The organism is Paraburkholderia sp. Ac-20340 (assembly GCF_017104965.1).
GTDB lineage: Bacteria > Pseudomonadota > Gammaproteobacteria > Burkholderiales > Burkholderiaceae > Paraburkholderia.
Genome location: NZ_JAAGPR010000007.1, coordinates 180,061 through 194,002, shown reverse-complemented (window position 1 = coordinate 194,002; position 13,942 = coordinate 180,061). Strand labels below are relative to the sequence as shown.

Sequence of the window (13,942 nt, the reverse complement as noted above, 5' to 3'; positions counted from 1 at the left end):
GATTCTTCATATCGAATTTTTCTGACGGTGTGAGGGCGTGATCTTGTCTATTCAACATATCGGCGTGAATCGGCGGGAATCATTCGATTGATGCAATAAATCCGCAAAATCGCCAGGGTAAGCCCCTACGATTGTTTTATTGAAACGAGTTGTATATACAACTTAACGGCGATAGACTAGCTCTCACGTTGCCGCGACGCCGCTTGAAGCAGACGTTGGAAAACCTTCCGGTCGCGCCCGAACTTCCATCCCGAGACGAACGAACGCCATGAACCATCCGAACTTCACCGATCCCCGCCTCGACCCCTCCCGCACGATCCGCGCGCCGCGCGGCAGCGAGAAGGTCTGCAAGACCTGGCTGGCCGAAGCCGCGTACCGCATGCTCCAGAACAATCTGGACCCGGAAGTGGCCGAGCATCCGCACGCGCTGGTGGTTTATGGCGGCATCGGCCGCGCCGCGCGCAACTGGGAATGCTTCGACCAGATTCTGGCGTCGCTGAAGGATCTGAACGAGGATGAGACGCTGCTGATCCAGTCGGGCAAGCCGGTGGGCGTGTTCCGCACGCATGCGGATGCGCCGCGCGTGCTGCTGGCGAATTCGAATCTCGTGCCGCATTGGGCCACGTGGGAGCACTTCCACGAACTCGACCGCAAGGGCCTCATGATGTACGGCCAGATGACGGCGGGCAGCTGGATCTATATCGGCTCGCAGGGCATTGTTCAGGGCACCTACGAAACGTTCTACTCGGTGGCCAACCAGCATTTCAACGGCAATCCCAAGGGCCGCTGGATTCTCACGGGCGGCCTAGGCGGCATGGGCGGCGCGCAGCCGCTGGCCGCAACGATGGCGGGTTTCTCGATGATCGCGGTGGAATGCGACGAGACGCGCATCGACTTTCGTCTGAAGACGCGTTATGTGGACCGCAAGGCGAAGACGCTCGATGAAGCGCTTGCGATCGTCGAAGAAGCGAAGCAGACGGGCAAGCCGGTTTCGGTCGGTCTGCTCGGCAATGCCGCCGATGTGTTCGCCGAATGCGTGGCGCGCGGCATCACGCCGGACTGCGTGACCGACCAGACCAGCGCGCACGATCCGATCAACGGTTATCTGCCGCAAGGCTGGAGCGTCGAGCAATGGCGCGAGGCGCAAAAGGTTGCGCCGGACAGCATCGTCAAGGTGGCGAAGCAGTCGATGGCGCATCAGGTGCAGGCCATGCTCACGCTGCAGGAACGCGGCGCGGCCACGCTCGATTACGGCAACAACATCCGCCAGATGGCGCTGGAAATGGGCGTGGAAAACGCCTTCGATTTCCCGGGCTTCGTGCCGGCGTATATCCGCCCGCTGTTCTGCGAAGGCAAGGGTCCGTTCCGCTGGGTCGCGCTTTCGGGCGATCCTGAAGACATCTACAAGACCGATGCCAAGGTCAAGGAACTGATTCCCGATGATCCGCATCTGCATAACTGGCTCGACATGGCGCGCGAGCGCATCGCGTTCCAGGGGCTGCCCGCGCGTATCTGCTGGGTGGGCGTGAAGGATCGCTATCGTCTGGGTCAGGCGTTCAACGAAATGGTCAAGAACGGCGAACTGAAGGCGCCGATCGTGATCGGCCGCGATCACCTGGATACGGGTTCGGTCGCGAGCCCCAACCGCGAAACGGAATCGATGAAAGACGGTTCGGACGCCGTGAGCGACTGGCCGCTGCTCAACGCGCTGCTCAACACGGCGGGCGGCGCGTCGTGGGTGTCGCTGCATCACGGCGGCGGCGTGGGCATGGGCTTCTCGCAGCACTCGGGCGTGGTGATCGTCGCCGATGGCACGCAGGCTGCACATGAGCGTCTGGGCCGCGTCCTGCACAACGACCCGGCCACGGGCGTAATGCGTCACGCCGATGCCGGCTACGAACTCGCGCAGCAGACCGCTCGCGAAGCGGGCCTCAAGCTGCCGATGCTGGGCCGATGATTCATACGCCTGCCATGCAAGCTGCCCAGTTTGAATCCGCCGCGCGGCTTACGCTGCTGCGCGGCGCGGATCTGGTGGCGTCGCCGTGGAAGAATGGCGGCGGCGTCACGCGCGAAATCGCTTTGAGCGGCTCGCCTGAAGCGTTCGCGTGGCGCGTGAGCGTCGCGGACGTCGCCCAGGCCGGGCCGTTTTCGCGTTTCGACGGCGTGGCGCGTACGCTCGTGCTGCTGGAAGGCGCGGGCATGGTGCTCGACGAAACGGGCGAGCAGGCGCGTACGCACACGCTTGCCAACGCGCTGGACGTGGCGCGTTTCGACGGCGAAGCGCCCATTTCGGCACGCCTGATCGACGGTCCTACGCGCGACTTCAATCTGATGGTGCGCCGTGAGGTTGCGCGCGCAACCTTCGAAATATGGCGTGATAGTGTGACGCGCGAGGTCAGCGGCGAAACAGTGCTGCTCTACTGCGCAAGCGGTGCCTTGAATGTTCGTGTGAGCGGCGCGCAACGCGTTGCGCTGGGCGCAGGCGATACGCTGCGTATCGATACCACGGACACCACAGACACCACGGATGCCGTGCGTTACGCACGCATCGAGACGGAAGGCGAGGGCGCCTTGCTCGCCATCGCACTGGAGTCCATCAAGCCATGAACCAGACTGTCTGGCACAACCTGAATCTGTGCGCGCAGGGCGACCCGCGCGACACCATCGAGCATGCCGCGATTGCCGTGGAAAACGGCACCATCGTCTGGATGGGCGCGGCAGCGGCGTTACCGGCGGCTTTCGCGCCGTGGCCGCGCGAAGACCTGCAAGGCGCGTGGGTCACGCCGGGTCTCGTCGATTGTCATACGCATCTTGTCTACGGCGGCCAGCGCGCCGATGAATTCGCGCAGCGCCTCGCCGGCGTGAGCTACGAAGAAATCGCGCGCAATGGCGGCGGCATCGTCTCGACCGTGCGCGCCACGCGCGCGGCGAGCGAAGCGTCGCTGTTTGCGCAATCGGCGGCGCGCCTGGAGCCTTTGCTGGCCGAAGGCGTCACGGCTGTCGAAATCAAATCGGGCTACGGCCTCGAACTCGACGCGGAGCGCAAGATGCTGCGCGTCGCGCGTCAACTGGGCGAGCGCTATCCGGTCACGGTGCGCACGACCTTTCTCGGCGCGCACGCGTTGCCGCCCGAATACGCGGGTCGCGCCGACGCCTATATCGACGAAGTCTGCGAGCGTATGTTGCCCGCGCTGGCGGACGAAGGTCTCGTCGATGCCGTCGATGTGTTCTGCGAGCGCATCGGCTTTTCGCTTGCGCAAAGCGAGCGCGTGTTCGAAGCCGCTGCGCGCCGCAATCTGCCGGTCAAGATGCACGCGGAGCAATTGTCGAATAGCGGCGGCGCGGCATTGGCCGCGCGATACGGCGCGCTGTCTTCCGACCACCTCGAGTTTCTCGACGAAGCGGGCGTGGCCGCGATGAAGGAAGCGGGCAGCGTGGCGGTGCTGCTGCCGGGCGCGTATTACTTCATCCGCGAAACGCAGTTGCCGCCGCTCGAATTGTTGCGCCGCTACGAAGTGCCCATCGCGATTTCGACCGACAGCAATCCGGGCACCTCGCCGGCCACTTCGCTGCTGCTCATGATGAATATGGCGACGACGCTGTTCCGCATGACCGTGCCCGAAGTGCTGCAAGGCGTGACGCAGCACGCCGCGCGCGCATTCGGCGACGCCGCACGCCACGGCACGCTGGCCGTGAACCGTCCCGCCGATTTCGCGGTGTGGCAAGTGCAATCGCTCGCTGAACTCGCTTACTGGATTGGCCGTCCGTTGTGTACGCGTGTCGTGCGCGGCGGCAAGACCGTTTTCGATCGTCCTCTCACCGCATGAATCACGCCACGACTATGAATGATGCTTCGCGCTCGCTGTTCGCGGCACAGGCCTGGCTGCCGCAAGGCTGGCAACGCAATGTGCTGCTCGAATGGGATGCAGCGGGCACGCTGCTGCGCGTGCAGTCCGGTCTCGATGCAGCGCCCGATGGTGTCGCGAAGGCATCGGGTCCGGTTATACCTGGGATGCCTAATCTTCATTCGCATGCGTTCCAGCGTGCGATGGCCGGGCTCACCGAATACCGCGCGAATCCCACCGATAGTTTCTGGAGCTGGCGCGATCTGATGTATCGCTTTGCCGCGCGCATCACGCCCGACGATCTGGGCGCCGTCGCGCGCTGGCTCTACGTGGAAATGCTGAAGGCCGGTTATACGTCGGTTTGCGAATTCCATTACGTGCATCACGCGCAGGATGGGCAGCGTTATGTGAATCCGGCGGAACTCGCGCAACGCGTGGTCGATGCGGCGAGCGAAACCGGCGTGGGCATGACGATGCTGCCCGTGCTCTATCAATACAGCGGTTTTGGAGCGCGTGCGCCGCGCGAGGATCAGCGCCGCTTCATCAACACGCCCGAGCAATTGCTGGGCATCGTGGAAGCGCTGCGCGGCGCGCGGCCCGAGCATGGCGCACTGCGCTATGGCGTTGCGCCGCATTCGCTGCGCGCCGTTTCGGAAGCGTCGCTGCGATCGCTGCTGGCTGGGCTCGATGCGATTTCACCGGATGCGCCGGTGCATATTCATATCGCCGAACAAACCGCCGAAGTCGAAGCCTGCATCGAAACCGAAGGCGCGCGTCCGGTGCAATGGCTGCTAGATCGCTTCGATGTGAATGCGCGCTGGTGCCTCGTGCACGCAACGCATGTCGACGATCGCGAAACGCAGGCGCTCGCACGCAGCGGCGCGGTGGCGGGTTTGTGTCTGACCACCGAGGCCAATCTGGGCGACGGCATCTTCCCGACGCACGACTATCTCGCCGCGAATGGCGTGTTTGGCGTGGGTTCGGATAGTCATATCGGCGTGGACTGGCGCGCGGAATTGCGTCTGCTCGAATACGGGCAGCGCCTCGTGCGCCGCGAGCGCAATGTGCTGGCGGCGCCGCAACAGACCAGCGTGGCAGACCGCCTGTACAGCGCGGCGCTCGCCGGCGGCGCACGGGCGACCGGCCGCAAGGTGGGTGCGCTCGAAGCGGGCGCGCGCGCCGACTGGATCGTGCTCGACGCGCAGCATCCCGATCTCGCGGAAAAAACGCCGCAAAACTGGCTTTCTTCGGTGGTGTTCTGCGAGCATGGGCAAACGCCGGTGCTGGATGTCTACACGGGCGGCGAAAAGGTTGTCGAAGGCCGCCGCCATCGCGACGAAGCGCGGCTCTATGCCGACTATCGCGCGACGCTGGCACGCCTGCTCGCAGACGCCTGAGCGCCTCATCACGAACGGACCGACCGACTCATGACCGATCTCTACACCCTCGAGCGCGGCGACGCGCCGCTGCTCGTTTCGATTCCGCATCTGGGCACCACGATTCCCGAGGCACTGCGCGCGCAATACACGGACGTCGCATTGACGGTCGCGGATACCGACTGGCATCTCGATCGCCTTTATGTATTTGCGAAGTCGCTGGGCGCGACCATTCTGGGCGCGCGCGTCTCGCGTTACGTGATCGACCTCAATCGCCCGCCTAACGATGAAAGCCTCTATCCGGGGCAGACGACCACCTCGCTCTGCCCGACTGAAACGTTCCGTGGCGAGCCGATTTATCGCGAAGGTTGTGCGCCCGATGCGGCGGAGCGCGAGCGCCGGGTGCAGGCGTATTGGCAACCGTATCATCAGACGCTGCGCGCCGAGCTTGAGCGCCTGCGCAGCCAGCACGCCAACGTGCTGTTGTGGGAAGCGCATTCGATTGCGAGCGTATTGCCGCGTCTATTCGACGACAAACTGCCGGATCTGAATCTCGGTACACAGGAAGGGCGCACGACGCACGCATCGGTGCAGGCGCGCGCGGAGCAGGCTGCTGCCGCAAGCGACTTTACGTGGATCGCAAACGGGCGTTTCAAGGGCGGCTATATCACGCGTCATTTCGGCGCGCCGGAACAGGGCGTGCACGCGATCCAGCTTGAAATGTGCCAGTCGACGTATATGAACGAGCATGCGCCGTTCGACTACGCGCCTGCGCTTGCAGAGCGCGTCGAGCCCGTGCTGCGCAAGATGGTGGGCGGTGCGCTGGAGGCGATTCAGGCGCTCAATGCTGCGTCCTGAGTAGTGTGAAGCATTAAAGCGTGAAAGCTGAACGGCTCTGGATTGATCGTCCAGAGCCGTTTTTTATTGGGTGTCAGGAATTGTATTTTCAGTCGTATTTTCAGTCGCGCTCGATTGGCAGAATCAAACGCTCAGGAATGGTTTGCGGCGCGCGGCGCATCGTGACGTAATAGATCACACCGGGAACGATCAAGCCGAGAATCCACGAAATATCGGTGCCGCCCAGCGCATCGACGAAAGGGCCCGTATAAAAACTCGTGGAAATAAACGGCATTTGCACCAGCACGCCTAGCACGTAAATCGTGATCGCTTTCACATTCCAGCGGCCGTAGCGGCCATGGGGATCGGAGAGCGCGGGCACGTCATAGCGCGACTGCGTAAAGCAATAATAATCGACGAGATTGATCGCGCTCCAAGGCGTGAAGAAAGCCAGCAGGAACAGAATAAATGCCGTGAATTCCTTGAGGAAGGAGTGGCGTCCGGCGAGTGCAACCAGCGTCGAAATCCCCACCATGCCGACGATATAGACAAGGCGATGACGCGTAGAAATAGCGCGTTTCGCACGAAACGCGCTAACGATCGTGGCCATCGACATAAAGCTGCCGTAGGCATTGAGCGTGGTCACCGTGAGCTTGCCGAAAGCGATGCTGAAATACAGCATGGCCGCGACCGCGCCGCTTGCACCAAGCCCCACGATATACGCCACTTCATGGTGCGCGAATTCATGCCCGGCGAGCGCCGCGGCGAACACGCCGAATACCATCGCCGCCTGCGCACCGATCACCGACCCTGAACCGACCGCCAGAAAGGTTTTAGCCGGCGAGGTCGAGCGCGGCAAATAGCGCGAATAGTCTGCAACATAAGGACCGAAAGCTATCTGCCACGAAGCCGAAAGCGACATCGAAAGCAGGAAGCTCGCCACGGTGAAATGCCGGTTGGCGAGCAGCGCGCCAATATCGTGATGCGCAAAGAGTTGCGCGAACATATAGCAGAACGCCAGCACGCCGATCACGCTGGCGATGCGTCCGACAAAGTGAATCGAACGATAGCCGAGTATCGTCAGCACGACGATCAGCGCCGCGAACAGGCAGATGCCGGTCGTATCGGAAACAGCCAGCAATTGCGCGGTGGCCTGGCCCGCGAGCACGGTGCCGCTCGCTGAAAAGCCCACATACATGAGGCAGACGAGCACGATAGGAATGGCCGCGCCATACACGCCAAACTGCACGCGGCTCGAAATCATCTGCGGCAGGCCGAGTTGCGGACCTTGAGCGCCGTGCAGCGCCATCACCGCGCCGCCGATCAGTTGTCCAATCAACAGCGCGATAAGCGACCAGAACACGTCGCCGCCAAGCACGACGGCGAGCGCGCCCGTGATGATCGCCGTCACCTGCAGATTGGCGGAAAGCCAGAGCGTGAACTGGCTGAAGAGGCTGCCGTGGCGTTCCGTATCGGGAATGTAGTCGATTGAACGGGATTCCAGCAGCTTGCGGCTTTCCGGCTCAAGTTTGACGAGGGATTCAGGAATGGCCACGGACGGCTCCGGTAACAGGAAGTAGGCGTGACGCCCGTGCAGACGAGCGCAAGGATGCTCAAATCTTGTTGTATAGACAACTCGTGCGAAATAGGGAGTTACCCGCGTGCAGTGACGTGCGCCGGTGCATTGTGCGCCGGGTTTCCAATCGGAAAAAAATGATTATTCGTGGATGAGTGCGTGCGTATGCGGCGGCGCTACAGCAGCCACTCGATCGGCAGGATGGAAAAGAACCAGACGGCCAGGCGTGAGCTCCAGCGCGAGTTTGGTTCGGTGTCGTAACGCATCGTGCCGTCTGCGGTTTCGCGGGTCCAGTAGAGCGAACCGTCCGGGTCGAGTTTCGCCTGCCAGGCAAGCTTCGGAACCTGGGTCCAGAACGCCGATTCGATGCGGCCCGCAAGCACCGGGCTTTCGATCACGAGGCCGAGTTCGGTGTTGAGATTGGCCGAGCGCGGATCGAAATTGAGCGAACCGACAAAGACGCGCCGACCATCTACCGCGAACGTTTTCGCATGCAGGCTCGAACCGGAACTGCCGAATACGCCGGGTGCCTGTTCCCTGTTCGCGCTTGTGCCGGCCGCGCGGCGCAATTCGAACAATTCCACGCCGCCGTTGAGCAAGGCTTTCCGACGGCGAGCGTAGCCGGCGTGGACGGGCAGCACATCGGTGGCTTCGAGCGAGTTCGTGAGCACGCGCACCGTCACGCCATTCGCTGCGAGTTGCGTGAAGTATTGCGTGCCCAGTTCGCCGGGGACGAAGTACGGCGAGACCAGATCGATTTCGCGCTTCGGTTCGCCGAGGATGTCGCGCAACTGATTGAGTACGAGCGATTCCGGCGCGGCCTTGCCTTTCGCCTTGGCCGGGTCGTCGCTCACGAGACGCGTGGGCGCCCATTCGAGTGGCAGGGTGCCGTCCAGCAGGCGGCGTACGTCGGTCTGTTCTTGCAGCGCTGCAATAAAGGCTTTTGCAGCGGGATTGGTCTGAACGGCTTGCGCGGCGCGATCGAGCGAATCGAGTTGGGCTGGCTGCGGCGCGGGCAGGATTTCATGCGCGGGCCATGCCGAAGCGCTTGACCAGTATCGGTCGAAATCGTGCGCGACATCGCTGGCAGCAGGGCCAACGGCCAGCACATCGAGATCGGCGAATACCACGCCGTCCGTCGCGCCAAAATATTCGTCGCCGATATTGCGGCCACCGAGGATGGTGGCCATGCTGTCGGCGGTCAGCGACTTGTTATGCATGCGCCGGTTCAGGCGCGAAAAATCGTAGAGGAATCCGATCGATTTCGGGCTGCGTATGGCGAAGGGATTAAAGAGGCGTACCTGAATGTTGGGATGGGCATCCAGCGCGGCGAGCGTGGCATCGAGCGAGGATGGGATGCCGTTATCGTCGAGCAGCAGACGCACACGCACGCCTCTATTCGCGGCTTCGCGCAGCGCTTCGAGCAATAGCGTGCCCGTGAGATCGTTGCGCCAGATGTAGTACTGCACGTCGAGCGTGCGTTGCGCAGCGCGGACGAGATCGACGCGCGCGGCGAAGGCGTCCAGCGGATTCGCGAGCGGATCGATGCCGCTCAGACCCGGATGCGTAGCGATTGCGCTTTCGATCGCCACGCCCAGCGGCGTCGCGCGCGCCTGTGTGAGGCTCAGGGCAGTGGAATCCGTACGCGGACCTGGCGTGGGTAGCTGGCAGGCCGTGAGCGCGAGCGCGCACAGCATGGACCCGGTGCCGATGCCGGAGAACAAACATCGCTTCACTATCGATGAAATGGACGATCTTGGCATGGAGCATCCGCGCGGAGATTGGCGTCAGCTTACGCGAATGCGATTGGCCATTCCACGAGGATGCGCGCACGCGCGCTTGAATCGTGTGCGGACTGGCTGCGCTCCGGTTGGGCTTGCCGAACGCGGACCGATTGGCGCGCGACAATGACTTCGTTATTCGCGCAGCATCTGTGCGAGCGTAGCGAACAGGACCGCGCGACGATTGGTTTTACGGTGAATCATGCCAACCGTGCGCATGAACGGCGGATTGCTCAAGGTAATGAGTTTCAGATTGGGATCGTCACGCCAATTGCCGTTGTGGAGCACGGGCAGCACGCTGACACCCACATCGTTGCGCACGAGCGAGACGATCGTTTCGATGGAATTGAGTTCGAGGTATTCCTGCGGTTTCATGCCGAGCGTGCGCAAGGCGTTGTCGATCACGTTGCCGGTTGGAACACGGCGATCGAAACGGAGAAAGTTTCGATCGCGCAGAATGCGCCGCGTGTCGTTGCCTTTCACGGCACGGCTAGTGACAAGCATGAGCGGCTCTTCATAAAGCGGCGTCCATGCGAGCGATTCGTGCACCGTGCCGTCGGCATTGCCGACCACCACGGCCACATCGACTTCACCCGTTTCCACCATCTCGGCCAGCTCGGCCGAGCGCGCGGAAGTCAGGCGCACTTCCAGTTCGGGATGCCCGGTCTTGAGGTGCGCAACGGCAAGCGAAAGCGCACCGATCACAGAGACCACGGCACCGACGATCACCGAGCCTTGCAGCGTATCGTCCGCACTGGCAGGCAGTTCGTCGATCAGATCGAGAATGCGTTCGACCTTCGTGCAGATTTCCAGCCCTTCGCGCGTAAACGCCACCTGACGGGCGCGCCGGTCGAACAACTGGCGCCCCAGTGCTTCTTCGAGCCCGCGCATCTGCAGACTCACGGCCGCCTGCGTGAGCGCGGTCTTTTCCGCAGCGAGGGCGAACGAGCCGCTACGCGCGACGGCGTGCAAGGTACGCAGCATGCGCAGGGAGAGCATGGAAGAAATATTTAAGTATCGAAAACAAAATATTAATGTTTTTTTGCTTGAGCCTTCAAGATAATTGTCATGTCCGTCTGACCGATGCGCCTGGCTGGCGCTTCGCCGTGCTTCGACCACTTCAACCGATATCGTCATGACACGCTTTAACTGGCACAACCCTTATCCGACGCCGCGCTTGCCGGTGTTCGCCCGCAACGTCGTTTCGACCTCGCATCCGCTGGCGGCGCAGGCCGGTTTGCGCATGCTCTGGAAAGGCGGTAACGCGGTAGACGCGGCGATTGCGGCTGCGGCGGCGATCACGGTGGTCGAGCCGGTGTCGTGCGGCCTCGGCGGCGACGCTTTCGCGCTTGTCTGGGACGGTGAGCGCCTGCATGGCCTGAATGCGTCCGGCACCGCGCCGGCTGCCTGGAATCTCGACTACTTCCGCCGCAAATACGGCGAGGAAAACGGCTTGGCCAGACAGCCCAAACGCGGCTGGGATACGGTCACGGTGCCGGGCGTGATCGCAGGCTGGGAAGCGCTGCATGCGAAGTTCGGTTCGCTGCCGTTCTCGGACCTGATGGCGCCCGCGATCGAGATCGCTGAACGCGGGTATGCGGTGCCCACGATCGTCGCGCGCAAATGGCAGGCTGCCGTGCCGGAATTGCACAATCAGCCGGGTTTTGCAGACACATTTATGCCGCGCGGACGCGCGCCCGAGATCAGCGAGCATGTACGTTTGCCGGGCCATGCGGCCACGTTGCGGCGGCTCGCGGAAGCCGGGCCGCGCGCGTATTACGAAGGCGAAATCGCCGAGCGCATCGCGGCGTTTGCACGCGAAGGCGGCGGGGCGCTCACGCTCGACGATCTGCGCAACTATCGCGCAGAGTGGGTCGAGCCTATTTCAAAGGGCTATCGCGGCTATCGCGTGCACGAGATTCCGCCTAATGGGCAGGGCATTGCGGCACTCATTGCGCTCGGCATTCTGGAGCAATTCGATATTGCTGCGTTGCCATGCGATGGCATCGAATCGCAGCATTTGCAGATCGAAGCGATGAAACTCGCGTTCGCCGATGTTTATCGTTATGTTTCCGATCCGAAATCGATGGAAGTGACGCCCGAACAGATGCTCGACGAGGCGTATCTTAAGGAACGCGCCAGGCTGATCGACCCGAAGCGCGCGACGCAATTCGATTTCGGCATGCCGCGCTCGGGCGGCACGATTTATCTTTCCGCCGCCGACGAGCGCGGCATGATGGTGAGCTTTATCCAGTCCAACTATATGGGCTTTGGATCGGGCGTAGTCGTGCCGGGCACCGGTATTGCCATGCAGAATCGCGGTTGCGGTTTTTCGATGGACCCGGCTTCGCCGAATGTGGTCGATGGCGGCAAGCGGCCATTCCATACGATCATTCCCGCGTTCCTCACGCAGCAGGTGAATGGCCGCGATGAAGCGGTCATGAGTTTCGGCGTGATGGGCGGCGACATGCAGCCACAAGGTCATCTGCAGACGGTGGTGCGTATGCTCGATTACGGCCAGCAACCGCAGGCCGCGTGCGATGCGCCACGCTGGAAAGTGAATCGCGATTTCACGCTGGATATCGAATCGACTTTCGATGCCGATACCGCGCAGGCGCTGCAAGCACGCGGCCACGTCATTCAGGGTATCGACGATCCTTATATGGATTTCGGCTCCGGTCAATTCATCTGGAAACTCGATCGCGATGACCTCGAACGCGGTTATGTGGCGGCCAGCGATACACGGCGCGACGGCCTCGCTGCGGGTTTCTGAGCACGCCCGTTTGACGCTGTCTGATGCACACTGGCCCGCTGTACTGAACGATTTACCCAGCAGTGCTATATTCGTGGGTGGCGTTGCAGTGCAGCAACGCGTGATGCTTACGTTTTGTCAGATGGCGGAGAGTTAAATGTCGATCGAATACCGTGGCTTTCAGATCAATGTCGATACGAAAGCCGACGCGACGGACACCCAATGGCTGTGCCGCGCAGATATCAAAGGCGTGAAAGACGAAGTACGCGATGTCCAGTTGCCGGTCGTGGACCTCGAGTTTCCCAAGCTCAAGATCGATGTGCTGATGGTGGTGAGCATGGTGGAGCACAAGGCGCGTCAGTCCATCGATGACTGGCACACGGCACATCCGGCTTCGGCTTGAATGTGCTGTTGATGCATCGCGCGTGATTCGCCAGCGATGAGATGGAAATGAAAAGGCCCGCGAGGGCCTTTTGCTTTTCGAGGCGTTGCGTTTATTTGCGTCCGACGACATGCCTCGGCTGCCCCGCATAAAACGCCGCGATATTGTCGATCAGTTGATCGGCTAGCGCCTGAATCGCTTCGTCGCTCGCCCACGCAACGTGAGGCGTGAGAATAAAGCCGGGATGCCCGAGTATCGCCTGGAAAGGATGTTGCGCAGGCAACGGTTCTTGCGAAACCACATCGAAACCCGCGCCAGATAGTTGCCCGGATTGAAGCGCGTCGACCAGCGCGGCTTCGTCCACGAGACCGCCGCGCGCGGTATTGATCAGCAGCGGGCGGCGTGCCATGCGTGCGAAAGCAGCTGCATCGATCAGGTTGCGCGTAGCGGGCGTGAGCGGACAGTGCAGCGAGATGATGTCGCTTTGCGCGAGCAGCGTGTCTAAGGGCACGAAATCCTCGGTGGTATCAGCGCGGTCTGCGTGTGCCGCGAACAGCACGCGCAGTCCCAGCGCACGACCGATCGCTGCCGTTGCTTGCCCGAGCGCGCCCGCGCCGATAATGCCGAGCGTCGACCCTGCCAGATCGCGAATCGGATAATCGAAGAAGCAGAATTGGCCCGCTTCGAGCCAGCGCCCGGCGCGCACGGCTTCACGATAGGCGACGAGGCTGCGCCGCAGCGCGAAGATCAGCGCAAAGGTGTGCTCCGGTACCGTGTTGCGCGCATAGCCGCGAATATTGCTCACGACGATGTCACGCGCGGCGCAGGCCTGTAGATCGATATTGTCGGTGCCGGTTGCCGCGACGGCGATCATGCGTACGCGCGGTGCCTGTGCGAGCGCGTCCGCCGTGATCGGCGCCTTGTTGGTGATGACGATATCGGCGTCACGGATACGTTGCGTCACCTCGGCGGGCAAGGTGCGATCGTAAGTTTCCAGGCGATGGTCGAACGGCAAGGCGCGCAAACGGGATTGCGGCGCAAGAGTGGCGCGGTCGAGAAAAACGACGCGGGGTGGCGCAGCCAGGTCGGTCATGAGCGAGAGCGGGAAAATGGGCGGATCGGAAATCGGGAAAATTGTTGCGCTTGAAGGAGCACGGAAGGGCGCGCCATGCAGTCACCCTTCAGTCACGCTGCATTGTGCGGCGCGCGTGATCCACGAGGTTTGCTGTTTGATCGACAAAAGTTTCCGATCGGGAAAAGCGCGGGAAAATCTCGGGAATATTGCGGGAGCCGCGCTCGCGAACCGCAAGCCTTTCCATTTGCTCAACCCCGATTGAGCAACCATCGATTATCAAAGCGCCCGATCCAGCCCATGATGGTGTCCAGATTCGAA

12 protein-coding genes are annotated in these 13,942 nt (G+C 62.1%); 8 read left to right on the top strand and 4 right to left on the bottom strand.

Annotated features, from left to right (window positions below; all coding sequences use genetic code 11):
• Positions 1-268 precede the first annotated feature (268 nt).
• Genes hutU through hutG form a run of 5 tightly spaced genes read left to right on the top strand, consistent with a single transcriptional unit; the run spans position 269 to position 6,079 of the window.
• Positions 269-1,957, top strand: coding sequence for a urocanate hydratase (hutU, locus tag G3N59_RS12035; RefSeq protein ID WP_205982829.1), 1,689 nt, complete (start codon positions 269-271; stop codon positions 1,955-1,957).
• Positions 1,954-2,607, top strand: a complete 654-nt coding sequence (locus tag G3N59_RS12030; protein ID WP_241023388.1) for a HutD family protein — start codon at positions 1,954-1,956, stop codon at positions 2,605-2,607. The genes hutU and G3N59_RS12030 overlap by 4 nt, the downstream gene beginning before the upstream one ends.
• On the top strand, positions 2,604-3,827 hold the full coding sequence (hutI, locus tag G3N59_RS12025) for an imidazolonepropionase (RefSeq protein ID WP_205982828.1): 1,224 nt from the start codon (positions 2,604-2,606) through the stop codon (positions 3,825-3,827). The genes G3N59_RS12030 and hutI overlap by 4 nt, the downstream gene beginning before the upstream one ends.
• Before the next feature lie 14 nt (positions 3,828-3,841).
• Positions 3,842-5,242, top strand: coding sequence for a formimidoylglutamate deiminase (locus G3N59_RS12020; RefSeq protein ID WP_205982827.1), 1,401 nt, complete (start codon positions 3,842-3,844; stop codon positions 5,240-5,242).
• A 30-nt stretch (positions 5,243-5,272) separates the two neighbouring features.
• Positions 5,273-6,079: an N-formylglutamate deformylase gene (hutG, locus tag G3N59_RS12015; protein WP_205982826.1), complete on the top strand. Its 807-nt coding sequence runs from the start codon at positions 5,273-5,275 to the stop codon at positions 6,077-6,079.
• Between the two features lie 100 nt (positions 6,080-6,179).
• On the opposite strand, the gene G3N59_RS12010 is transcribed toward hutG, so the two are convergent.
• The 3 genes from G3N59_RS12010 to G3N59_RS12000 all read right to left on the bottom strand — a co-directional run bounded on the left by G3N59_RS12010 (position 6,180) and on the right by G3N59_RS12000 (position 10,414).
• Complete coding sequence (locus G3N59_RS12010; protein ID WP_205982962.1) at positions 6,180-7,565, bottom strand: cytosine permease; 1,386 nt, start codon at positions 7,563-7,565, stop codon at positions 6,180-6,182.
• Positions 7,566-7,810: 245 nt separating this feature from the next.
• Positions 7,811-9,331, bottom strand: coding sequence for a phospholipase D family protein (locus tag G3N59_RS12005; RefSeq protein ID WP_205982961.1), 1,521 nt, complete (start codon positions 9,329-9,331; stop codon positions 7,811-7,813).
• 219 nt (positions 9,332-9,550) lie between these two features.
• The gene (locus G3N59_RS12000; protein WP_205982825.1) at positions 9,551-10,414 is read right to left on the bottom strand and encodes a LysR substrate-binding domain-containing protein; all 864 of its coding nucleotides are present in this window, start codon (positions 10,412-10,414) and stop codon (positions 9,551-9,553) included.
• Between the two features lie 136 nt (positions 10,415-10,550).
• Between G3N59_RS12000 and G3N59_RS11995 the strand changes: the two genes are divergently transcribed.
• Entirely contained in the window at positions 10,551-12,188 is a 1,638-nt protein-coding gene (locus tag G3N59_RS11995; RefSeq protein WP_205982824.1) for a gamma-glutamyltransferase family protein, read from the top strand.
• Positions 12,189-12,324: 136 nt separating this feature from the next.
• The gene (locus G3N59_RS11990) at positions 12,325-12,570 is read left to right on the top strand and encodes a hypothetical protein (protein WP_205982823.1); all 246 of its coding nucleotides are present in this window, start codon (positions 12,325-12,327) and stop codon (positions 12,568-12,570) included.
• A gap of 91 nt (positions 12,571-12,661) precedes the next feature.
• Here the strand turns inward: G3N59_RS11990 and G3N59_RS11985 are convergent, their stop codons facing one another.
• Positions 12,662-13,642 (bottom strand): D-2-hydroxyacid dehydrogenase, encoded by a 981-nt coding sequence (locus tag G3N59_RS11985; protein ID WP_205982822.1) that lies wholly within the window; start codon positions 13,640-13,642, stop codon positions 12,662-12,664.
• Here G3N59_RS11985 and G3N59_RS11980 point away from each other — a divergent pair.
• Complete coding sequence (locus G3N59_RS11980) at positions 13,641-13,886, top strand: hypothetical protein (RefSeq protein WP_205982821.1); 246 nt, start codon at positions 13,641-13,643, stop codon at positions 13,884-13,886. The genes G3N59_RS11985 and G3N59_RS11980 overlap by 2 nt on opposite strands.
• The last annotated feature ends 56 nt before the right edge of the window (positions 13,887-13,942 follow it).